Raw genomic sequence first — 22,528 nt, 5'->3', positions numbered from 1 at the left:
GCTGGTGCCGCGGCAGGCGGGTCAGCTTTCGACGGCCGACGGGTCCATCCAGACGATCTCCCAGGTGTGGCCGTCGAGGTCGTCGAAGGCGCGGCCGTACATGAAGCCCATGTCCTGGGTCTGGCCGCTGGGGGTGCCGCCGAGGGCGAGGGCGCGGTCGACCAGTTCGTCGACCTGCTCGCGGCTCCGTGCGCTCAGCGCGACGAGGACCTCGCTGGTCTTCGTGGCGTCCGCGATCTCCTTCTGGGTGAAGGTCGCGTAGAACGGCTTGGTCAGCAGCATCGCGACGATCGTGTCGCTGATGACCACGGAGGCCGCGTTGTCGTCGCTGAACTGGGGGTTGATCGAGTAGCCCAGCTCGGTGAAGAACTTCTTCGAGGCGGCCAGGTCGTTCACGGGCAGGTTGACGAAGATCATCTGCTGGTAGGCGGGGGCGGTCATCGGTCTCTCCCATCGAGGATGTGCGGGTCGGGTGTGCGTCTCGTCGCGTGCTGTTCGAAGGGGTAGACCGGGGTGTCGCGCGGAACTCATCGGCGGGCGCGATCTTTTTTCGTACGGGGTGCTCAGCGGGCCAGGGGGAGGGACGCGAGCTCGGCCACCATCACGGTGAGCGGGACGAAGAGGGCCAGCAGGGCGCCGGTGCGCAGGGCGGCGGCGGTGCGCAGGGTCTTGCTGGGGGCGCCGAGGCGGAGCAGGGCGGCGGTGGTGTCGGCCCGGGCCTGTCTCGCCTCGACGGCGGCCGTGCAGAGCGTGGCGAGGGTGGAGCAGGCCACGACGGCGGCGCCGAGGGTGGTGAGCGGGCCGGAGGAGGGGTCGGCGGGGTCGTACAGGGCGGCCACCGTGTACGCGCCCGAGGCCACCGCGCACACCACGCCCAGGGGGCGGCCGATACGGGACGCCTCCTGCATGAGGCCGCGGCCCGCGAGGAGGCGGAGGGCGCCGGGGCGGGCGGTCTGGAGGAGGCGGCCGCAGAGGTGCGTGAGGCCGGGGCCGGCGAGGGCCAGACCGATCGCGGTGAGGGTCCAGCCGAGGAGGACCGCGGAGGGGGCGGTGGGCAGGCCGGTGGGGAGGGGGAGGTCGGTGGCCGTGGAGGTGCGGCTGGCGTAGCCCTCCACGGCGAGGCCGCTGGCGAGCAGGGCGGCGCCCCAGGGGAGGGCGGTGGGGTTGGGCAGGTGGTCGGGGGTTTGCTCGGTGCCGTCGGTCGTGGCCGGGGGGTGGGTCGCGCTGTCCGGCGCTTGCGGGGTGCCGCCCGCGTCCACCTGTCCCGCTGCCTTACGGGCGACGAGGGTGTCTCTCGGGCGCAGTGTCAGGGCTACCGCGGTGGAGGCGGTGGCGGGGGCCAGGGAGAGGAGGGTGAGGGCCGCCGGGATCGGGAGGGGGTGGTCCGCCGCGAGGAAGTCGGTCGCCGCTCCGTCGAAGGGCATGCCGGTGAGGTCGCCGCGGAGGTGGAGGAAGAGGAGGAGGGCCAGCGTCGAGCCGAGCAGGGTCGCCAGGGCCGTGGTGGTGGCCGAGACGGCCATCAGCCGGGCCGGGCCCAGCCCGATGGCGGCGAGACCCGGACGGGGGCGGGTGCCGGGGTCGGTGCGGGCGACCGCGAGGGCGAGGTGGACGGTGGCGGCCAGGGGCACCGTGCACCAGGCCAGGCGCAGCAGGGAGCCCGGGGCGGCCTCGGGGTGGGTCAGGGCGTGGCCGAGGGTGGAGAGAAGGAGGAAGCCGGTCGCCGCCGACGCCGCCGCCACCAGCAGGCGACGCAGTTGTACGGCGGGATGCGCGCTGCGGGTCAGACGGAGAGCGAGCACGCGGCCCCCCGCCCTTCCGCCCCACCTTGACCACCCGGATCCCCCCGACCGTCCCGCTTGCCCCGACTCCCCGTCTCCCCGGCCCCGACCACCTCGCCCTGCCCTCCCGACTCCGCCGAACGCCCCACGCTGCCCGGGCCCTCCGCCGTGCCCCGGCCCTGCGACTCCTCCCGGTCCCCCGCCTGCCCACGGGGCTCCGCCCGTCCAACGGCTTCCGCTCGTCCGACGGCTTCCGTCTGTTCACGGGGCTGCGCCCGTCCACCGGCTCCCGGCCGGTTGGCGGCTTCCGTCTTTTCACGGGGCTCCGCCTGTCGAACGGCTTCGGCCGGTCGGACGGCTCCCGGCCGGTTGGCGGCTTCCGTCTGTTCACGGGGCTGCGCCCGTCCACCGGCTCCCGGCCGGTTGGCGGCTTCCGTCTGTTCACGGGGCTGAGCCTGTCGGTCGGCTTCGGCCGGTGGGACGGCTCCCGGCCGGTTGGCGGCTTCCGCCTGTTCACGGGGCTCCGCCCGTCCAACGGCTTTCGCCCGGTCGGTGGCTTCCGTCTGTTCATGGGGCTGAGCCTGTCGAACGGCTTCGGCCGGTCCGACGGCTCCCGGCCGGTCGGCGGCTTCCGCCTGTTCACGGGGCTCCGCCCGGCGAACGGCCTCCGCTGCTCCACCGGCTTGCGCCTGGTCGGTGGCCTGCGCATGGTCGGCACCCTGCGTCCGGCCGGTGGCCTGTGTCCGGGCGGTGGCTTGCGGACGGGCGGTGGCCTGCGGACGGGCGGGGGCTCCTGGCTGGGTCACGGCCTCCGTGTGTGCGCGGGGCGCCGAGCGGCCCGCGGTTTCCGTCTCTCTTCTCTTCTTTCCTTTTTCGGGGCTCTTCGGGTCCGTGGGGAGTGGGGGGAGGTGGAGGGTGGTGACCTGGCGGCCGTCCAGGAGGGTGACGCGGCGGTCGGCCAGGGCGGCGGTTTCCTGGTCGTGGGTGGCGAGGACGACCGTGATGCCGTGGGAGCGGGCCGCGGTGGTGAGGGTGCGCAGCACCTGCGCGCGGTCGGCCCGGTGGAGCGGGGCCGTCGGTTCGTCGGCGAAGAGGATGGAGGGGGCCGGGGCGAGGGCGCGGGTGATGCAGACGCGCTGGCGTTCCGCCTGGGTCAGTTGGTGCGGACGGGCGCGGGCGCGGTCGCCGACGTCCAGACGGTCCAGCCACTCCAGCGCGACGGCCTTCGCACGGCGACGGCTGGTGCCGCGCAGCATCAGGGGCAGGGCCGCGTTCTCCCAGACGTTCAGCTCGGGGACGAGGACCGGCGCCGGGTCGATCCAGCCGAAGCGGTCGCGGCGGAGCCGTTCGCGGGCCATCGGGCCCATGGTGTGGACCGGGACGCTGTTGAACCAGACCTCGCCGCGCTGGGCGGGCACCAGGCCGGACAGACAGTGCAGCAGGGTCGTCTTGCCGCTGCCGCGCGGCCCGCTGACGGCGAAGATCTCGCCCTCCCGCACGCCCAGCGAGACCCCGCCGAGCGCCGGTGACCCGTCGCGGTGCGTGAAGTGCAGCGAGCGTGCCCAGAGCACGTCGTTGTCCGGCGGGGCCTCCATGGGCGTACACCTCGGTTCAGATCCGTATTCCGCGCCTGTCCCCCGTCCGGAGGAACGAAGGGGGAACGAAGGCAGGGCCGATCGGTCACGAGCACGCTAAGGAGGCGGCGGCGGGCATCGGTACAGCACACGGCCCCGGGCCGCCGTTTCTCACTCGAACGGCAGGCACCGGGGCCGGTGCTGATCACCTCAGCGGAAGATCACAGCTTCGTCCACGCCTCCGTCAGCGTGGCGCGCAGGATCTGCTCGATCTCGTCGAAGGTCTCCTGGTTGGAGATCAGCGGCGGGGCGAGCTGGACGACCGGGTCGCCGCGGTCGTCGGCACGGCAGTACAGGCCGTTGTCGAAGAGGGCCTTCGAGAGGAAGCCGTACAGGACGCGCTCGGTCTCGTCCGCGTCGAAGGACTCCTTGGTCGCCTTGTCCTTGACGAGCTCGATGCCGTAGAAGAAGCCGTTGCCGCGGACGTCGCCGACGATCGGCAGGTCGTGCAGCTTCTCCAGCGTCGCGCGGAACGCGGACTCGTTGTCGAGGACGTGCTGGTTCAGCCCCTCGCGCTCGAACAGGTCGAGGTTGGCGAGGCCCACCGCCGCCGACACCGGGTGGCCGCCGAAGGTGTAGCCGTGCAGGAAGGTGTTGTCCCCCTTGTAGAACGGCTCGGCGAGCCGGTCGGAGACGATGCACGCGCCGATGGGGGAGTAGCCGGACGTCATGCCCTTGGCGCAGGTGATCATGTCCGGGACGTAGCCGAACTTGTCGCAGGCGAACATCGTGCCGAGCCGGCCGAAGGCGCAGATGACCTCGTCGGAGACGAGCAGGACGTCGTACTGGTCGCAGATCTCGCGGACCCGCTGGAAGTAGCCGGGCGGGGGCGGGAAGCAGCCGCCCGCGTTCTGGACCGGCTCCAGGAAGACCGCGGCGACCGTGTCCGGGCCCTCGAAGAGGATCTGCTGCTCGATCTGGTCGGCGGCCCAGCGGCCGAAGGCCTCGGGGTCGTCGCCGAAGATCGGGGCGCGGTAGATGTTGGTGTTCGGCACCTTGTGGGCGCCGGGCACGAGCGGCTCGAAGGGGGCCTTCAGGGCCGGCAGGCCGGTGATGGACAGGGCGCCCTGCGGGGTGCCGTGGTAGGCGACCGCGCGGGAGATGACCTTGTGCTTGGTCGGCTTGCCGGTGAGCTTGAAGTACTGCTTGGCCAGCTTCCAGGCGGTCTCGACGGCCTCGCCGCCGCCCGTGGTGAAGAAGACCTTGTTGAGGTCGCCCGGCGCGTGGTCGGCGAGGCGCTCCGCCAGCTCGACGGCCTTGGGGTGGGCGTAGGACCACACCGGGAAGAACGCCAGCTCCTGCGCCTGCTTGAAGGCGGTCTCGGCCAGCTCCGTGCGGCCGTGGCCGGCCTGGACCACGAACAGGCCGGCGAGGCCGTCCAGGTAGCGCTTGCCCTTGTCGTCGTAGATGTGGGTGCCCTCGCCCCGGACGATGGTCGGCACGGGCGAGTTCTCGTACGAGGACATGCGGGTGAAGTGCATCCACAAGTGGTCGTACGCGGTGCGGCTGAGGTCCTTCTCGGTCACGGTTATCGGGTTCCCCACATGTAGGTCTGCTTCTTCAGCTTCAGGTAGACGAAGCTCTCGGTGGAGCGCACGCCGGGCAGGGCACGGATGCGTTTGTTGATGACGTCCAGCAGGTGGTCGTCGTCCTCGCAGACGATCTCGGCGAGGATGTCGAACGAGCCCGCGGTCATCACCACGTACTCGACCTCGGGCATGTCGGTGAGCGCCTCGGCTATCGACTCCACATCGCCCTCGACGTGCAGCCCGACCATCGCCTGACGCCGGAAACCCACGGTGAGCGGGTCCGTGACGGCGACGATCTGCATCACGCCCTGGTCGAGCAGCTTCTGCACGCGCTGGCGCACGGCCGCCTCGGACAGGCCGACGGCCTTGCCGATCGCGGCGTACGGCCGGCGGCCGTCCTGCTGCAGCTGCTCGATGATGGCGAGGCTGACGGCATCCAGATGGGGGGTGCCGTTCCTGGACTCACGGGAGTTCCCGCCGTCCCTGTGCTCTGCGCTTCGACTGGCCACGGCCTCACTGTGCACGACGTCTCGACAGTTCCGCAAGGCCGAGGCGATGAAATTCGTTGTTTACGTCATCGAGATCTGCGGATTCCGCAGCCTTGACCCGAGCGGGGGTGTTGAAAACGTGGGCCTGCGGACTAATGTGGGTGTCTCAGTGAATGGACACCTGGACTTGGAGGGCCGGCAGTGAGCACCGAGCTGCGTCGTCTGCGCAACTACATCGACGGTGAGTTCCGGGACGCCGCCGACGGACGGACCACCGAGGTGGTCAACCCCGCGACGGGCGAGGCGTACGCGACCGCGCCGCTGTCCGGTGCGGCGGACGTGGACGCCGCGATGGCGGCCGCCGCCGCGGCCTTCCCGGGCTGGCGGGACACCACCCCGGCCGAGCGGCAGAAGGCCCTGCTGAAGATCGCGGACGCCTTCGAGGAGCGCGCCGAGGAACTCATCGCGGCCGAGGTGGAGAACACGGGCAAGCCGGTCGGGCTGACCCGCTCCGAGGAGATCCCGCCGATGGTCGACCAGATCCGCTTCTTCGCGGGGGCGGCCCGGATGCTGGAGGGGCGCAGCGCGGGCGAGTACATGGACGGGATGACGTCCATCGTCCGCCGTGAGCCGGTCGGCGTCTGCGCGCAGGTCGCGCCGTGGAACTACCCGATGATGATGGCCGTGTGGAAGTTCGCCCCGGCGATCGCGGCCGGCAACACGGTCGTCCTGAAGCCCTCGGACACCACCCCCGCCTCCACCGTGCTGATCGCCGAGATCCTCGGCTCGATCCTGCCCAAGGGCGTCTTCAACGTCGTCACCGGCGACCGTGACACCGGCCGGCTGATGGTCGAGCACCCCACCCCGGCGATGGCCTCCATCACCGGCTCGGTGCGCGCGGGCATGTCCGTCGCCGAGTCCGCGGCCAAGGACGTCAAGCGCGTCCACCTGGAGCTGGGCGGCAAGGCGCCGGTCGTCGTCTTCGAGGACACCGACATCCCGAAGGCCGTCGAGGACATCTCGGTGGCGGGCTTCTTCAACGCCGGCCAGGACTGTACGGCGGCCACCCGCGTCCTCGTCCAGGAGTCGATCCACGACGAGTTCGTCGCGGCGCTCGCCAAGGCAGCGGCCGAGACGAAGACCGGGCAGCCGGACGACGAGGACGTCCTGTACGGCCCCCTGAACAACCCCAACCAGCTCCGGCAGGTCTCCGGCTTCATCGAGCGGCTGCCCGCGCACGCCAAGGTCGAGGCCGGCGGCCACCAGGTCGGCGACAAGGGCTACTTCTACGCGCCGACCGTCGTCTCCGGGCTGAAGCAGGACGACGAGATCATCCAGAAGGAGGTCTTCGGCCCGGTCATCACCGTCCAGTCCTTCTCGGACGAGGAGCAGGCGGTGCGGTGGGCCAACGGCGTCGAGTACGCCCTCGCCTCCTCGGTGTGGACCAAGGACCACGGGCGCGCGATGCGGATGTCGAAGAAGCTCGACTTCGGCTGCGTGTGGATCAACACCCACATCCCGCTGGTCGCGGAGATGCCGCACGGCGGCTTCAAGAAGTCCGGCTACGGCAAGGACCTCTCGGGGTACGGCTTCGACGACTACACGCGCATCAAGCACGTGATGACGTCCCTGGACGCGTAGTCCAGACCGTCCTCTCCGTCCTCTCCGTCCTCTACGACGCGCCGCGCGGCCCCGGCCGGGACCGACTCCCGTCCGGGGCCGCGGTGTTCCCCTGCCGCCTGTCCCGGCCGCGGTGACGGCCGGGACCCGGTTCCCCCCGGAATCGACGCTGCGTCGAGCGGCGCGGAGCGGAACGGACGCCTTGTCCATTGTCCGTCCACAGCCCCGGGCGACATGCTGCGGCCATGGCGCTCACACCGAGGACATCCCCGCTCTCCCGCCGCACGCTTCTCCGGGGCCTCGGCTCCACCGCCGCCGTCGGCGCTCTCGCCGGGTGTGGGGTGCAGGCCGCCTATGTGCAGCCCGGTGACCGGGCCGCACCTGATGCCTCGGCCGCCGACAAACGGCTGACCTGGGCCAACTGGCCGTTGTACATCGACACGGACGACGACGACCCGACGCGCCGCCCGACGCTGGACGCCTTCACCGAACGCACCGGGACATCCGTCGACTACGTCGAGGAGATCAACGACAACGACGAGTTCTTCGGCAAGATCAGCCCCTCGCTGATGAACCACCAGGAGACCGGCCGGGACCTGATCGTCATCAGTGACTGGATGTGCGCGCGTTTCGTACGGCTGGGCTGGGTCCAGGAGATGGACCGGGACCGTCAGCCGCATGTGGCCGAGTATCTGGACCCGCTGCTGCGTTCCCCCGCCTTCGACCCCGGCCGCAGGTACACCGTGCCCTACCAGTCGGGCATCACCGGCATCGCCTACAACCGGCGCGAGCTGGGCCGCGAGATCCGCGGCGTGGCCGACCTGTGGGCGAGCGATCTCAAGGGCCGGGTCACCCTGCTCTCGGGGCTGGACGAGGCGTTCGCGCTGCTGATGCAGGGCAACGGCGTGGACATCACACGGTGGACGGCGGACGACTTCCACACCGTGTGCGACCAGGTGTCGAAGCAGGTCAGGAGCGGACAGATCCGCCGCTTCACCGGCAACGACTACACCAAGGACCTGGTCGGCGGGGACGTCCTGGCCTGCCAGGCGTACTCGGGGGACGTCATCCAGCTCCAGGCGGACAACCCCGACATCCGCTTCGTCGTCCCCGAGGAGGGCGGGGAGCTGTGGTCGGACTCCCTGATGATCCCCGACCTCGCCCGCCACAAGGCCAACGCGGAGCGGCTCGTCGACTACTACTACGAGCCCGAGGCCGCCGCCGAACTCGCGGCCTGGGTCAACTACGTCTGTCCCGTCCCCGCCGCCCAGGCGGTCCTCGCCGACTCCGACGACGAGGAGACCGCCGCCCTCGCCGACAATCCGCTGATCTTCCCCGACGACCGGATGCGCGCCCGCCTCGCCGTCGCCCGCGACATCACCTCCACGGAACGGCTGGAGTTCACCCGGCGCTGGAACGTGATCGCGGGCCTGTGACCAGCGGCGCGGTGTGGTGGATCGGGCCCGTGCCCCGGGACAGGGGCAGGCCCGTGCCCCCGCCGATCCGGGCGATGATCTCCGCTGTGATGGACACCGCCGTCTCCTCGGGTGTGCGCGCACCGAGGTCCAGGCCGATCGGGGAGCACAGCCGGGCCAGCTGTTCTTCGCTCACGCCTTCTTCCCGCAGCAGGCGCAGGCGTTCGTCGTGGGTACGCCTGGATCCCATGGCGCCGATGTAGCCGACGGGCAGGGCCAGCGCCAGACGCAGCAGGGGAACGTCGAACTTCGCGTCGTGAGTGAGGACGCACACGGCGGTACGCGCGTCCACCTCGGTGCGTTCCAGGTAGCGGTGGGGCCAGTCGGCCACGACCTCGTCCGCGTACGGAAAGCGCGCCGCGGTGGCGAAGACGGGCCGGGCGTCGCACACCGTGACCCGGTAGCCCAGGAAGGCCCCGGCCTGGCTGAGAGCGGCGGCGAAGTCCACGGCGCCGAAAACCAGCATGCGCGGGCGGGACGCGTGGACATGCACGAGGACGGACAGTGGCCCTGGGCAGCCCTGTCCGGTCCCGCCCAGCGTGACGCGGGCGGTGCGCCCCGCGCGCAGCAGGGCAAGGGCCTCGTCCACCACCACGGTGTCCACCGGGCCGTTGTCCAGCGTCCCGGAGATGACCTGGCCGTCCCCGAGAACGCCGAGTGTCGCCCCGAGGAGATCGGCCGGCCCGTCCACGACCTGGGCCACGGCGACGGGCAGGCCCTGCACAACCTCGTCGAGGGCCGCGCCGATGTGCGACTGCGCCGCGGGATCGACAGCCTGGACGAGGACATCGAGTTCGCCGCCGCACGTCAGGCCCACCGCGAAGGCGTCGTCGTCGGAATACCCGAACCGGGCACGGTGAGGGGTGCCCCCCTCGCGAAGCACTTGCCGGCACATGTCGTAGACCGCGCCCTCGACGCAGCCGCCGGAGACGCTGCCGACCGCGTCGCCGTCCGCGTTCACCGCTACGGCTGTGCCGATGGGCAGGGGTGCGCTGCCGCGGACGTCGACGACGGTGGCCAGGGCGAAGGGGCGTGTGTCGCGCAACCAGCAGAGCAGTGTCCGCGCGATGTTCAGCATGGGGCCTGTCTCCGTGGAGGTGAGGGGCGGGCTCCGACGATCCGGCCGTCGCGGTGACGGTGGCCGGCTGAGCTTGGATGGGCACCCGGCGTCAGGTGTCTCACCACGGGGGCGTGACCGGCGGCGACGGCGGCTCCGGCGGCGACGAGGGGTCGCCCTTGCTCCATGCCTTGGTGACGCCGTCGAAGGCGCCGCTGAGGAAGCGCACCAGGCTCTGGAACCACTTCACCCCCCGACCTCCGGTTTCGGTGGGCGCGCTGTCGACGGAGGCGACCCCGGCGCCGGACGAGAGCCCCGCTCGGCCATCGTGAGGACAACCCGGTCCGCATCCAGGGGAAGGTGGTACGGCTGTACTCCGAGGAGGTCACGGAGCGCCGATCCGATGGCCGCCGCCGGGAGGATCACCGGCGGCTCGCCCAGGCCCTTGGCTCCGAACGGTCCGGTGTGCGAGTGGTTGGTCTCGATGAAGACGGTCTCGATGTTCGGCGGTACGTCGGCGATGGTCGGAAGCCGGTAGTCGTGGAGGTTGCCGTTGACGATGACGCCCGCGTCGTTTGTCCGGAGGTTCTCCGTCAGGGCGTAGCCGATGCCCTGCACAACGCCTCCCTCGACCTGTCCGCGTGCGCCGACGGGGTTGACGACCCTGCCGACGTCATGGACGGCGACGAAGTTGAGGACGTCGACGCGTCCGGTCTCCTCGTCCAGGGCGATCTCCACGCCGTGGCAGTGGAAGGTGGGCTCACCCAGTCTGAGGAAGCGGGCGCCCTGCAGGTCGGAGCCTTCGACGGGGGCGAGCTCTGCTCGGTATCGACCGGTCGCGACCACCGGGCCGGAATGCAGGTGAGCGGATGCGGACACTTCGGCGATGGTCATGCCGGTCTCCGGGGCGCCCTTGACCTCGACACGCCCTTCGCGGAGCACCAGGTCGGCAGGGTCGACCTCGAGCAGCCGTGACGCTTCGTTCCTGATCTGCTCGGCGACGGCGCGAGCGGCGAGGACCGTGGCGTTGCCGGTGGCGAACATGGTGCGGCTGCCACGGGAGCCTGAGTCGTAGGGTGAGTCCCGGGTGCCGCCGGACTTCAGGATGACGCGGTCGAGCCGCAGTCCGAGCTCTTCGGCGACCATGCTCGGCAAGGCGGTCGAGATGGCGCCGGTCCCGATCTCGGTTCCGCCCGAGGAGAGCGTCGCGGTGCCGTCCTCGTGCAGTTCGACGGCCGCGGCCGACGGCGTGCCGAGGGTGGACCACCATGCGCAGGCGAGCCCGTAGCCGCGTCGCCGGTGGTCGCCCGGGGCGACGTCGGCCTGCCGCCATCGCTGGAGGCGGCTCTCGACGACCCGCATGCACTCCTCGGTCGTCCCGCGGAGGGTGATGAGCTCGCCGGTGGGGCCGCGGTCGCCTTCGCCGATGAAGTTGCGTCGTCGGACCTCTGCGGGGTCGAGCCCGAGTTGTTGGGCGATGTCCTCGATCTGGGCCTCGGCGGCGTAGACCATCTGCGGGCCGGACGGGCCGCGGAACGAGCCGGTGGGACAGGTGTTGGTGTAGACCGCACGTCCTCGGATGTCGAGGGTGTCGATGCGGTAGGGGCCGGTCGCGTAGAACGCGGCCATCGAGGTCAGGACGGGGGTGTCCATCGCGTACGCGCCGGCGTCGAGCACGACGTCGCACCTGCGGGCCAGGATGCGGCCCGATTCGTCGACCGCGCTGGACATGCGCACGATCGAGTTCTCGCGCGGGTTGCCGGTCGCCATGTCCTCCGCGCGGGAGCAGACGATCTGGACGGGGCGACCGGTGGCCAGGGTCATCGCGGTTGCCTGGGGTGCGAACAGCAGGTGCAGCTTGCCGCCGAAGCCGCCGCCGATGGCGGGCACCCGCACCTCGATGGCGCCGGTGGGGAGGTCGAACAGCTCGGCGAGCTGGGCGCGTACCCCGAACGGCTGTTGGGTGCTCATGATCAGCGAGAACCCGCCGGGTGCGGGCGCGGCGGTCACGGCTCGTGGTTCCAGGTAGGCCTGGTGTGCCCGGTGCGACTCGATCTCGGTGTGCACCACGGCGTGTGCCGTATGGAAGACGGCGTCGACGTCGCCTCGCGAGATGTGGACGTCCTCGATGACGTTCGTGTCTCGGTCGTGCACCAGCACCTCGGTGCTCGTCAGTGCCTCTCGGAGGTCGACGACGGGTGTGGTCGCCTCGATGTCGACCTCGACCAGGCCTGCCGCTCGGCGGGCGACGGCCAGGGAGGTGGCCGCGACCAGCGCGACGGGTTCGCCGACGAACCTGACCCGGTCACGGGCGAAGATCGGCTGGTCCTTGACGTAGTTCCCGTAGCGGCGGTCCGTCACGTCCTCGGCCGTCAGTACCTTGACGACCCCGTCGAGTGCCGCTGCCCGGTCGACGTCGATGCGGCGGAGCCGGCCGGCCGCGACGGGCGACTGCACGAGGACGCCGTAGAGCATCCCCGGGAGGCGGATGTCCTCGGTGTAGGCGGTGTGGCCGGTGAGGCGCTCGGCCGCGTCGCGGCGGATGAGCCGGGTGCCGACGTTCAGGTACTGGTCGGACTCTTCTGCGCTCATCGCGGTGCCCCGCTCGCTCGCCGGACGGCGTCCAGGATCGGCAGGTAGCCGGTGCAGCGGCACAGATTGCCGGCGAGCGCTTCCTTGATGTCCTCGTCGGTGGCCGCTCCTGGTTCGGTTCTGGCGAGCAGCGCGCAGGTCGACATGATGATTCCGGGGCTGCAGAAGCCGCACTGGACGGCGTCGGCCTTCACGAACTCCTCGGCGACGATGGCGCCGATCCCGCCCGCGGTGACGCCTTCGACCGTCTCCACCGAGTGTCCTTCGCATTCCAGCACGTACATGAGGCAGCTGTTGACCGCTTCGCCGTCGACGGTGACGGTGCACGCACCGCAGTCGCCGGTGCCGCATCCGAGCTTCGCGCCGGTGAGGCCGCATTCGTACCGGAGGGCGTCCAGGAGCAGCGTGTCGGGCGCGACCGCGATGTCGTGGTCCGAGCCGTTGACGCGCAGGGTCATGCGTGCAGTCATCGTTGGTGTCCTCCTCGCGCCCGCTCGAGCGCGATGCCGATCGCGCGCTTGGCGAGCACTGGTAGCACGGTGCGCCGGTGGGCACGTGAGCCCCGGCCGTCGTCGATGGGGGTGGCGGTGTTGAGCACCAGCTGGGCGGCGGCCTCGACGGAGGCTTCGTCCAGCTCCGTCCCGACGAGCGCGTCGGCGGCGTCGGGGGCCAGCACAGGGGTGGCCGCGGCGGCGCCGAGCGCCACCCGGGCGGCGACGCAGCGTCCGTTCTCGATCTCCAGATGGGCTGCCACGCCGACGACGGCCAAGTCCATCGCGAGACGATAGGTGAACCGCAGATATGCGGAGGCGCCGAAGGACGCGGGAACGATGATCCGTGTGAGCAGCTCATCGGGTTCGCGGACCGTCCGGCCCGGCCCGGTGAAGAAGTCGTGTCCTGGCACCAGTCGTGTCCCGGTGGTGGAGGCGAGTTCCAGTTGAGCGTCTGCTGCCAGTACCCCGGGGAGGGTGTCGCCTGCCGGTGAGGCCCGGCAGATGTTGCCCCCGATCGTTCCGCGTGCGCGGGTCTGCCAGCCGCCGACGAGCGCGGCTCCGTCGGTGATCGCGTTGGGCGGTATGACGGTCGTCTTGGCCAGCTCCCGCAAGGAGGTGGCGGCGCCGATGGTGAGCGTGCCGTCCGCGTCGAGACTGATCCCCCGCAGGTCGGGGACGCCCTTGATGTCGACGATGTCGTGTGCGCGGTCTACCGTCCCGTCGGCACGCATCACGACGAGGTCGGTGCCGCCGGCGAGCACCGACGCCGGGCGGCGGTCCAGCAGGGTCAGGAGTTCGGAAAGGTTGTCGGGCCGCCTGTAGCCGCCGACGTCGAGCTCGGACATCTCCGTCCTCCTTGTCATGGCTCCTGCGTCTGGACCATGGGCGTCTCGGCGTTGAGTGTTCGGCATATCGATCCGGGGTGTACGGGTTGCGGAACCGTGGTCAGTTCCTGGCGGCTGCGCGGACCGATGCGGCCAGCGCGACGACTGCTCCGAGGTAGCCGTGGTGACGCAGCCCCATGACGGTCGCGTCGCAGGACCGGGTGAACGTGGAGAGGTGCCCGGTCGCGAAGATATTGGCGAAGTGCACCTCGACGAACGGCCTGCCGGTCTCCTCCAGGGCGATGCGAGTGGGGTCGCCGAATGCCCAGAGCCCGCCGGGGTTGATGATGTAGCCGTCCATGTCCGGGTTGGCCTCGAGGAAGTCGACGAGGTCGCCTTCGTGGTTGGAGTGGAAGGCGGTCACGTCGACACCGACGGCGTCGCCGACCCCGGTGACCAGGTCTTCGAGCGCCTGGAGGGAGGCGATGCTCCCGTAGATGTTCCTGTCGCGTCGGCCGAGATTGGTCATGTTCAGGCCGTTGAGCAGCGCGAAACGGAGGCGCCTGCCGTCCTCGGCGCCCGCGGTGTCTGCGGTGTCCGTGTTGGTCATCTGAAGCCTCCGGGTCAGCCGTAGAGAGAGCGTGGGTTGCCGTGGTAGCGGTTGATCTCGCTTGTTCCCTCGGGGTTGAGGAAGTCGAGGTCGTCGAGCGCGAGGGAGAGGGCCACCAGGGCTCCCAGGACCGCGTGCCGGCCGGGACCGGCGAAGATTCCGGTGACGCTGGGGGCGAAGATCGATTCGCCTCGGAGCTCCTCCTGGCTCAGGTGCAGCTCGATGGCGGGTTTCCTGGCGTCCTTGAGGACGTGCCGCAAGGACTCGCCGACGCGCACCAGGCCGCCGGGGTTCACGAGGAACCCGTTGACCTGGCCGGCGTTCGCGTGGACGTATTCGAGCAGCTTGCCCTCGTGGTTGGACTGGACGTGCCGAACCGCGATCCCGAGGCTGTCACCCCACGTCCGCAGCTCACGCTCGAACTCGTCGGCAGGCTGGAATTGGCTGGTGGTGTTGGGGCCGCTCAGGAGGGCGATCTCCCACCGCTGGTCGGTCGTACGAAGTGTCTTCAGGTCCACGGCGTGTCCTTTGCGCATCGGGAAAGAGTCAGGACCGTTGGGTCGCGAGCCTGGCCGGGGCGGGGGTGTTGCGGGAACGCAGCGCTCGGACCTCGCCGTCGATGACGACACCGCCGATGCCGGGGATGTCCCCGCGCTCGATGGCGGAGAGCGCGTCGGTGGCGACGCCTCCGCTGGGAGGCTGCATGAGTACGAGGTCGGCGGGGCGGCCGGTCTCGATGATGCCCTCGCGGCGGCGAAGCACCCGGCCGCCGTTCCCGGTGGCGAGCGCGAGGGCGTCCGTGGCGCTGAGGCCACCGAGAGAGGAGAACTCGGCGACCGTCTTGATCATGCCGAGCGGCATCACGCCGGTGCCGGTGGGCGAGTCGGTGGCGATCAGGATGCGGTCGAGCTCGTCGCGCTCCTTGGCGATCTCGAGCATCAGCAGGCTGGAGCGCAGGTTGCCGGCCTGAACCAGTTGGAGAGCTCCGGGCGCCTCGAAGACGGCCTTGAGATGCTCGTCGGGAAGGGACGTAGTGCCGCCGTTCGCATGGCCGACGATGTCGCAGCCGAGCGCGATGACGTCGTCGACCGAGACGGCCGCGGACCCGGGAACGGACGCGCCGCCTGTGTGGTTCATGACGATGAACCCGGCGGCCTGGGCTGCGCGTACCAGCGGGGCTGCCTCCGACTGGCTCTCGAAGGCACCGAATCCCACCTTCGCCAGGCCGACGCGCTCGGCGGCGAGCTCCGCGAAGTCCTCTTCCTTCAGGGAGGGGCTGATGATGACCGAACCCCCGAGCACCTTGACGCCGCCCGGACGGATGTTCTCCCAGGATCTCTGCGCTGCGATCGCGAGGCCCTTGAGGCCGGCGCGGTCGCTGGGACGCCCGGGGACGTGGATCTCGGAGGCCGACATCATCAGGGTCGTGCCGCCGTGCAGGTAGCTCTCGATCCAGCCGACGGTCTGCTGTCGGGGAGTCCAGTCGCCGAAGGTGACGTGCACATGGGTGTCGATGAGGCCCGGGGTGAGGATCGCGCCGTTGGCGTCGAGGGTGACGTCGGCGTCGCCGGCTTCACCGTCGACGCCGAGCGCCGCGATCTTCCCGTCGACGCAGCGGACCGATTCGATCTCCATGAGCGGGTCACCGAGCCGGCCGCTGACGGCGCCGGCGAGATTGATGATGTCGAGGGTGCTCATGACGTCTCCTGGTTCTTCACGTCCTCGACCGTCATGCCGCCGACGCGGTCGTTGAGCCGGCCGCGGGAGGAGACGGCCACGATGACGGCCACCTCGTTCGCGAGCGGTGCGTCGGGGACGAAGAGGGTGAAGGCGTCGTAGTGCGAGCGGACCCAGATCTCGTCCTTGTAGGCAAGGGGGACGTCGATCTGTACGCCGGGGCCGCAGCGCTTGCTGACCGAGGAGATCCACGCCTCGCCGCCCACCGCGTCGCGGACGCCCTGGCCGAACTCGCCGATCTTGTGTGCGACGCCGTGCTCGATCTCACCGTTGACGCCCACGAGGGATGCCTTGCCGTATCCCTCGACCTCGAGTCCGAGCGTCTCGGCAGCGGTGGAGGCCAACAAGTGCCCGAGTTCGTAGTTGTCGTCGGTGATGGCCGCGAGGCCGTCGGAGTAGGGCAGGCCGGCGTAGGGGTTGCTCAGCACGGCGATCGCGGCCGCCTTGACGAGAGGTCGGTCGGCGTCCTGGCCGCCCTCGGACCGGGTCTCTTCCCGGACGGTCAGGATCTTGCGGATCCGCAGGGTCATCGCTCTTCCTCCAACAGTCCTGCCGACTTGAACCACTGCGCGGGGTCTATGTCTCGGAAGATCACGTGGACCGTGTCCGGACGTGCGTCGCCGATCTCCACGAAGGCCTCGCAGATCGCGCGCGCGAGCTCCTCCTTCTGCTCGTGCGAGCGCCCCTCGTACCACGTCACATCCACCAGCGGCACAGCACACTCCCGTCCGAACGAGCACCCGTCGCGGTCGGCTTGCCCACCGGACGGATCCACGGTGATCCGCCGACCGTCGCGCGCACACCGTTGCCGAACTCCCTGGTCTTCGTCGCGACGTCGTATCCGTCGGCGGCCAGGCGTCGCTCCGCGGCCTCTCCGAGTCCGCTCGACCCGCCCGTGACCGCGGCCACCCGGGAATGCATGGAGCTTCTCCTTTCGTAGGGTTCTGTTCGACGAGCACCGATCGCGGGCGGACGGCCAACGCGCAGGAGAAGATGGCGAGGGTCCAGCCCGCGACCCACGGCGATGTCCCGACCGAATGGGACAGGACCGCGCCCGAGCAGCACCGTCTCCGGCGGATCGAACCGCCGGCGGTGACGAGATCACCGCGAGATCCGCCGACGGCGGTCCCGCGACTGCACGGGACGCCGGTCAGGACGTCTGCGCACTGTTGATCTCGCGCTTCGGCCTCGATCCGGCGCCGGGTAACCGCGTGGTCCGCACGCCGCGTTCCTGGGATTCCATCGCCGCTCCTGCCTTCGCCGTCGGACGTGCACTCCGTGGCAACGCCGAGGTGGCCAGCGAGCCGGTGCGGCACATTAGCGCCGGTGCAACACAGGATGCCGCGACAGTTGGTTCATGAATAGCGCGGAAACTTGTCCAATATCTTTCAGAATTTCTTCATGGTAGGTTCCGGGTGTGAAGTTCGATCTCCACCGCATGCGGTTGCTTCGAGAGCTGGCGCAACGTGGCACCGTCACCTCGGTCGCGGCCGCGCTGGCCTATAGCCCGTCAGCCGTCTCCCAACAGCTGGCCGTGCTCGAGGAAGAGATCGGAACGAGGCTTTTCGAGCCGGACGGCCGGCGCATCAGACTCACCGAGCAGGCGCACATCCTCGTCGCTCACACAGCCGCCGTGCTGGAGCAGTTGGAGCGTGCCGAGACAGACATCCTCGCGTCGCTGGACACCGTCGTGGGTACGATCAGACTCGCCACGATCCAGACGGCCGCGCTCGCACTCGTGCCCGCGATGCTGACCTCGCTGGCGGAGGGCCACCCCGGACTACAGGTGCAGCTGACCCAAGCCGAGCCCGAAGTCGCCCTGCCCGGTCTACTGGCGCGCGAGTTCGATCTGGTCTGCGGTGAGAACTACGTCGACCATCCGACCAACCGCTCGAGCGAGATGAACTTCGACGTGGTTGCCGAAGATCCCATCCGCGTCGCGTTCTTGCGACCGCCCGAAGGACGCGAACCGAGCGAGGTGGCTCTTGCCGACCTTGCCGACTGTCCCTGGGTTCTCGAACCAGAAGGCAGCCCGGGACGGTACTGGGCCATGGCCACCTGCCGCCAAGCCGGCTTCGAACCGAGAGTGGCACACGAAACCCCTGACGTACTGGTGCAAACGCAACTCGTCGCGAGCGGCCACGCGGCGGCGTTCCTGCCGGACCTCACATGGTTCGACCGCGAACCGCGGTTCCACCTGCGCCAGATGGCGGCCTCGCACGTACGGCAAATCGTCACGACCTGCCGGGCCGGCTCACACCGCAACCCCGCGCTCGTCGCCGTGCGCGGCGCACTCCGGCAGGCCTACCAGCACAGCAGGCCCAGCATCACCAACCGTTAGGACCCTGCGGGTCATCAACCCGCTGTCTCGCCCGGTGTCCGATGATCTTGCCGTGGGTGCCGTGGGCCTTCGCCGGGCGGCGCTGCTCGCCGCTGACCGAGGGCAAGGCCATCGTCGACGAGGGCGACGCACGCTGCGCCGCGTCCGGGACGACATCCCCATGCCCACCGACCCGGCACGACCCTGACCACGACGTCTACGCGCCCACCCTGGCGCCGGCGTGATCACGAAAGCCCCGCCAGGAACACCTGGCGGGGCTCTTTCGGCCGCACAACACGCCGAACGTCGGTCAACGGATTCTGGCGGTGTGCCCCGGCGGAACAAGAAGCATTTCTTAACGGTTCCATCCATCTTTCCCCGCTTTACCTGGAGGGCGGGACGTGCGTGACTTGGCCCCACGCTGATCGGGGGCCCGGGGCCTCGATGTCTGCAAAGCGCGTGCTCGTCACGTCGCGTACCGGGGTCGCGAGCCACCTCAGCCCCACCTCACCACGAGCGACTAGGAGACAGCGTGAGTGCGAGTGTCGATGTAGCCCCGCAGGGCCTCACACGCCAACTGTCCCGCATGAACATCCTTCAGATCACGATCAACTCGATCATCGGAACGGGGTGGCTGTTCAGTGCGATGAACGCTGCCGCCATTGCCGGCCCAGCGGCGCTGCTCGCTTGGTTTGTCGCGATCGCGATTCTCGTACTCATCGCCTTCAACCATGCGGAGTTGGGCGCGATGTTCTCCGTGGCCGGAGGCTCGGCCCGGTTCGTCCACTACTCCCACGGCACCCTCGCCGGATTCGGTATCGGCTGGATGGCCTGGATCTACGGAGCGGCGACCGCCCCCATCGAGGTCGAGGGCGTCCTCAGCTACGCCGAGGGGTACACGCACCTGAACCTGTTCCACGCCGACGGGACCCTGACCCCGCTCGGCTATGTCGTCGCCGTCTCACTGTTGGCGATCTTCGTCGTGCTCAACCTGTTCGCGATCAAGGCCCTGGGCCGAGTTCACAACGCGATCACCTGGTGGAAGATCGGCACCATCGTGCTGGTCATCGTGGCTGTCCTGTTCGCCCGCTTCCAACCGTCGAACTTCCACTCTCACGGCTTCGCGCCCTACGGCTTCCACGGCGTGCTGGCCGCTGTCGCCATCGGCGGCATCGTGTTCGCCTACACCGGCTTCGAGCAGGCCGTTCAGCTCGGCGCCGAGACCAAGAACCCCGGCGGGAACATACCGTTCGCGCTCCTCGGCTCCCTTGTGGTCTGCTCGATCCTCTACATAGGCCTTCAGGTCGCGTACATCGGCGCGCTCTCACCCGCGAAACTGGCGCACGGCTGGGAAGGAACCAGCGTCGACGTCACCACTGGTCCGTTCGCGGCATTGGCCACGTCTCTCGGCTTGGGCCTGATCGCCGCGATCGTCTACATCGACTCCGTCGTCTCCCCGTCCGGCAACGGAATCGCCTACGTCACCTCGACCGCGCGAGTCACCTACGGGATGGGGCGCAACGGGTACATCCCCGACGTGGTCACTCGCGTCGACAAGCGTGGCGTCCCCGTCATCGGCGTGATCATCAGTTTCGTGGTCGGCCTGCTGTGCCTGCTGCCGTTCCCGAGCTGGCAGTCCCTCCTCGGATTCCTCACTTCCGCGACGGCCATGCTGTGGGCAGGCGTTCCCATCGCGCTCGGGTCGCTCCGGCGCTCATTCCCCGACGCGGCCCGTCCCTTCAGACTCAGACCGGCTGGTCTCTGGGCGCCTCTGGGCTTCGCTGCGGCCAACCTCCTCGTGTACTGGACCGGTTGGGAAACGGACTGGAAGGTCTTCGTCGCCATCGCCACCGGCTACGCGGTGTTCTTCGTCAACCGTGGCTTCCAGCAAGCCGAGGACCGACCCGACCTCGACTTCCGCTCTTCCTGGTGGGTGTGGATCTGGATCCTGGGGACAGCGGCCATCAGCTACATGGGCACCTTCGGCCAAGCCAGCCACCCCAGCGGCCTGGGCTACCTGTCGTTCCCCTACTGGGACACCGCGGTCATGGTCGCTTTCAGTCTCGCCGTCTACCACCTGGCGATCGCGACGCGGCTGCCGACCGAGAAGGCACAGCAGTACGCCCCGAGCGACGGCGAACTCAACCTCGAGTCCCGCGAGATGCGGACGGCCAACCCGGTTTAGCCGTCCGGCAGCGCACCCGACCCTCGGCGCCACGCGACACGGACCAGCCAGTCGCGAGAGATGAACGTCGACCGGAGTGTCCCTGCGCCGGCGAGCGCAGGGACGACTCGGCTCAACGACCGGCCGGCGCCACGACCGAGCACAAGACCCAGGACTCTTACATGACAGACTTCCCGAACCTCTTCAGCCCGATTCAGGTAGGTCCGTACATCCTGAAAAACAGGATCATGAACACCGGTCACGCCGCACACTTCCAACTGGGGGACGGCACCCCGACCGATGCGTACGCCTACTACGTTCGCGAACGGGCCAAGGGCGGCGCCGGTGTCATCGTCACCGGACACACGGTTCCCGTCTACGACGGCGACGCCTCACTCTCGCTGGCCACCTACGGCGACGCGACCATGGACGCGTTCAGCAAGATGGCGCAGGGGTGCCACGAGTTCGACGTCCCCCTCATCGCGCAGCTCGGCCACCGTGGACGTCGGCTCATGGATCACGCCGGATTCCTTCGTCGTGACATCGTCGCCCCGTCGCCGGTCCCGACCCCCGAGTATTCGGTGCCCCTGTTCATGCCCCACGAGCTGTCGACCGGCGAAGTGGAAGGGATCGTCGAGTCGTTCGGCGCCGCCGCGCACCGCATGCGTCGCTGCGACTTCGACGGGATCGAGCTCGCCATCGGCATGGACTACCTGTTCGCCAACTTCCTGCACCCGCACGGCAACCGCCGCGACGACAAGTACGGCGGCCATGACCTGAGTGAACGGATGACGTTCCTCAACGAAGTGCTCGAGGTGACGCGCGAAGGCATCGGCAAGGACCGGATTCTCGGCGTCCGGCTCTACGACGACGGTGTGGACTACAGCATGAGTCTGCCCGAGCACATCGAGCTGGCGAAGATCCTCGAAGCGGAGCAACTCGTCGACTACATCAGCATCTGGCAGGCCATCACCTCCGTCCCTCGAAGCGGTCGCGCGCACTGGCCCAGCCACTACTTCGAGACCGGAGCCTTCGTCCACCTGTCCGAGGCCATGAAGGACGCCGGCATCGAACTGCCGATCACCGGAGCGGGTCGTCAGGACTCACCCGCCTTCGCGGAGCAGAGCATCGCCGACGGAAAGCTCGACATCGTCGGAATGGCGAAGACCCTCATCGCCGACCCGCACTTCCCGAACAAGGCGCGGGAAGGTCGCACCGACGACATCCGCACCTGCATCGCCTGCACCCAGTCCTGCGTCGGCCATGTCGACAAAGGTCTTGGCGTCGGGTGCATCTACAACCCCGTCACCGGCCGGGAACAGGCGTGGGGAGAGCTGGATCCGGTTCACGCACCGAAGCGGGTCGTCATCGTCGGCGCCGGGCCGGCCGGCATGGAGGCGGCCCGCACCGCTGCCACGCGGGGACACGAGGTGGTCCTCTTCGAACGCGGCCAGCGCATGGGCGGCCAGGTCAATCTCGTCATGACGACACCGAAACGCGGCAACTTCGAGGAGGTCATCCTCTGGTTCGAACGGCAGCTGCCGAAGGTCGGGGTGGATATCCGGCTCGGCGTGGAGGCCGACGCGAAGACCGTTCTGGCCGAGTCTCCCGACGTCATCCTCGTCGCCACCGGGTCCACGCCCTTCGTTCCGGAGGTGACCGGCGCAAACCTCCCGCACGTGCACACTGCGCGAGAAGTCCTCGCCGACCACACCGTGGCCGGTACGAACGTGCTTGTGTTCGACGTCGGCGGCCGGGCGGAAGGGGCCACCACAGCCGACCACCTCGCCGCCAAGCGACACAACGTCAGGTTCGTGACCGGGATGGAGACCGTGGCCCCCGAAATGCCGTCGCCCGCGCGACACCATCTGCTCGAAGCGCTCATGAACAGCCCCCGAGTCGAGCTGCAGACCCACACCGCGATCCATGAGATCGAAGACGGATCGGTCACCACGTTCAATGTCGTCACCTGGGAGCCCGACACCATCGAAGGCATCGACACCGTCGTCGTAGCCGCCGGTGGCATCGCGGACGACTCGCTCTACCGACAGCTGGCGAAGCAGCACCCGGACGTCCAGGCGATCGGTGACTGCTACCAGCCGCGGGACATCGAGATCGCCATCGTCCACGGACACCGGGCCGGTCGCGAGATCTGACAGGTGTACGCCACGAGCCGAGCCCCGGGTGCGCAGCGCCAGACGTGGCC

General features: G+C 69.6%; 21 protein-coding genes and 1 pseudogene. 6 read left to right on the top strand and 16 right to left on the bottom strand.

All coding sequences use genetic code 11. The features are described from left to right. Positions 1-21 precede the first annotated feature (21 nt). The 5 genes and pseudogenes from OG852_RS15480 to OG852_RS15460 form a co-directional block, all read right to left on the bottom strand. Entirely contained in the window at positions 22-441 is a 420-nt protein-coding gene (locus OG852_RS15480; protein WP_133915878.1) for a VOC family protein, read from the bottom strand. Between the two features lie 122 nt (positions 442-563). Next, positions 564-1,799, bottom strand: coding sequence for a hypothetical protein (locus OG852_RS15475; RefSeq protein WP_330348277.1), 1,236 nt, complete (start codon positions 1,797-1,799; stop codon positions 564-566). 875 nt (positions 1,800-2,674) lie between these two features. Continuing rightward, positions 2,675-3,373: pseudogene (locus tag OG852_RS15470) on the bottom strand (ABC transporter ATP-binding protein); the annotation flags it as partial. A gap of 200 nt (positions 3,374-3,573) precedes the next feature. After that, positions 3,574-4,938: an aspartate aminotransferase family protein gene (locus OG852_RS15465; protein ID WP_133915880.1), complete on the bottom strand. Its 1,365-nt coding sequence runs from the start codon at positions 4,936-4,938 to the stop codon at positions 3,574-3,576. 2 nt (positions 4,939-4,940) lie between these two features. After that, the gene (locus tag OG852_RS15460) at positions 4,941-5,465 is read right to left on the bottom strand and encodes an Lrp/AsnC family transcriptional regulator (RefSeq protein WP_133915881.1); all 525 of its coding nucleotides are present in this window, start codon (positions 5,463-5,465) and stop codon (positions 4,941-4,943) included. 165 nt (positions 5,466-5,630) lie between these two features. On the opposite strand from OG852_RS15460, the gene OG852_RS15455 reads away from it, so the two are divergent. Together OG852_RS15455 and OG852_RS15450 are read left to right on the top strand one after the other, a co-directional pair. Continuing rightward, positions 5,631-7,070 (top strand): gamma-aminobutyraldehyde dehydrogenase, encoded by a 1,440-nt coding sequence (locus OG852_RS15455; RefSeq protein WP_330348276.1) that lies wholly within the window; start codon positions 5,631-5,633, stop codon positions 7,068-7,070. A 224-nt stretch (positions 7,071-7,294) separates the two neighbouring features. After that, positions 7,295-8,485: an ABC transporter substrate-binding protein gene (locus tag OG852_RS15450; protein WP_330348275.1), complete on the top strand. Its 1,191-nt coding sequence runs from the start codon at positions 7,295-7,297 to the stop codon at positions 8,483-8,485. Here OG852_RS15450 and OG852_RS15445 read toward each other — a convergent pair. The 11 genes from OG852_RS15445 to OG852_RS15395 form a co-directional block, all read right to left on the bottom strand. Next, positions 8,451-9,602: an XdhC/CoxI family protein gene (locus OG852_RS15445; RefSeq protein ID WP_330348274.1), complete on the bottom strand. Its 1,152-nt coding sequence runs from the start codon at positions 9,600-9,602 to the stop codon at positions 8,451-8,453. The genes OG852_RS15450 and OG852_RS15445 overlap by 35 nt on opposite strands. A gap of 100 nt (positions 9,603-9,702) precedes the next feature. Further along, positions 9,703-9,831 (bottom strand): hypothetical protein, encoded by a 129-nt coding sequence (locus OG852_RS15440; protein ID WP_330348273.1) that lies wholly within the window; start codon positions 9,829-9,831, stop codon positions 9,703-9,705. Beyond that, positions 9,828-12,173 (bottom strand): xanthine dehydrogenase family protein molybdopterin-binding subunit, encoded by a 2,346-nt coding sequence (locus OG852_RS15435; protein WP_330348272.1) that lies wholly within the window; start codon positions 12,171-12,173, stop codon positions 9,828-9,830. Before OG852_RS15435 ends, OG852_RS15440 begins: the two co-directional genes overlap by 4 nt. Beyond that, positions 12,170-12,643 carry a (2Fe-2S)-binding protein gene (locus OG852_RS15430; RefSeq protein WP_330348271.1) on the bottom strand — a complete coding sequence of 158 codons (474 nt, stop codon included), beginning with the start codon at positions 12,641-12,643 and terminating at the stop codon, positions 12,170-12,172. Before OG852_RS15430 ends, OG852_RS15435 begins: the two co-directional genes overlap by 4 nt. After that, positions 12,640-13,512: an FAD binding domain-containing protein gene (locus OG852_RS15425; RefSeq protein ID WP_330348270.1), complete on the bottom strand. Its 873-nt coding sequence runs from the start codon at positions 13,510-13,512 to the stop codon at positions 12,640-12,642. Before OG852_RS15425 ends, OG852_RS15430 begins: the two co-directional genes overlap by 4 nt. Before the next feature lie 100 nt (positions 13,513-13,612). Next, positions 13,613-14,101, bottom strand: a complete 489-nt coding sequence (locus OG852_RS15420; protein ID WP_330348269.1) for a type II 3-dehydroquinate dehydratase — start codon at positions 14,099-14,101, stop codon at positions 13,613-13,615. Between the two features lie 14 nt (positions 14,102-14,115). Next, the gene (locus OG852_RS15415) at positions 14,116-14,619 is read right to left on the bottom strand and encodes a type II 3-dehydroquinate dehydratase (RefSeq protein ID WP_330348268.1); all 504 of its coding nucleotides are present in this window, start codon (positions 14,617-14,619) and stop codon (positions 14,116-14,118) included. Between the two features lie 28 nt (positions 14,620-14,647). After that, positions 14,648-15,799 (bottom strand): amidohydrolase family protein, encoded by a 1,152-nt coding sequence (locus OG852_RS15410; RefSeq protein ID WP_330348267.1) that lies wholly within the window; start codon positions 15,797-15,799, stop codon positions 14,648-14,650. Further along, on the bottom strand, positions 15,796-16,368 hold the full coding sequence (locus OG852_RS15405) for an amino acid synthesis family protein (RefSeq protein WP_133918136.1): 573 nt from the start codon (positions 16,366-16,368) through the stop codon (positions 15,796-15,798). Before OG852_RS15405 ends, OG852_RS15410 begins: the two co-directional genes overlap by 4 nt. Continuing rightward, positions 16,365-16,553: a tautomerase family protein gene (locus OG852_RS15400; protein ID WP_330348266.1), complete on the bottom strand. Its 189-nt coding sequence runs from the start codon at positions 16,551-16,553 to the stop codon at positions 16,365-16,367. Before OG852_RS15400 ends, OG852_RS15405 begins: the two co-directional genes overlap by 4 nt. Beyond that, positions 16,535-16,759 carry a hypothetical protein gene (locus OG852_RS15395; RefSeq protein WP_208117417.1) on the bottom strand — a complete coding sequence of 75 codons (225 nt, stop codon included), beginning with the start codon at positions 16,757-16,759 and terminating at the stop codon, positions 16,535-16,537. Before OG852_RS15395 ends, OG852_RS15400 begins: the two co-directional genes overlap by 19 nt. Before the next feature lie 496 nt (positions 16,760-17,255). Here OG852_RS15395 and OG852_RS15390 point away from each other — a divergent pair, with 496 nt between their 5' ends. The 4 genes from OG852_RS15390 to OG852_RS15375 all read left to right on the top strand — a co-directional run bounded on the left by OG852_RS15390 (position 17,256) and on the right by OG852_RS15375 (position 22,478). Further along, positions 17,256-18,179 (top strand): LysR family transcriptional regulator, encoded by a 924-nt coding sequence (locus OG852_RS15390; RefSeq protein WP_208117415.1) that lies wholly within the window; start codon positions 17,256-17,258, stop codon positions 18,177-18,179. A gap of 41 nt (positions 18,180-18,220) precedes the next feature. Next, positions 18,221-18,403: a hypothetical protein gene (locus OG852_RS15385; protein ID WP_330348265.1), complete on the top strand. Its 183-nt coding sequence runs from the start codon at positions 18,221-18,223 to the stop codon at positions 18,401-18,403. A gap of 341 nt (positions 18,404-18,744) precedes the next feature. Further along, a complete protein-coding gene (locus OG852_RS15380; RefSeq protein ID WP_330348264.1) occupies positions 18,745-20,343 on the top strand; it encodes an APC family permease in 1,599 nt (532 codons plus the stop codon). A 161-nt stretch (positions 20,344-20,504) separates the two neighbouring features. Next, the gene (locus OG852_RS15375; protein ID WP_330348263.1) at positions 20,505-22,478 is read left to right on the top strand and encodes an oxidoreductase; all 1,974 of its coding nucleotides are present in this window, start codon (positions 20,505-20,507) and stop codon (positions 22,476-22,478) included. Positions 22,479-22,528: the final 50 nt, after the last annotated feature.

This window comes from Streptomyces sp. NBC_00582 (assembly GCF_036345155.1).
Classification (GTDB): domain Bacteria; phylum Actinomycetota; class Actinomycetes; order Streptomycetales; family Streptomycetaceae; genus Streptomyces.
Note: the sequence above shows the minus strand (reverse complement) of the source record. Positions and strands in the feature narration are given on the sequence as shown.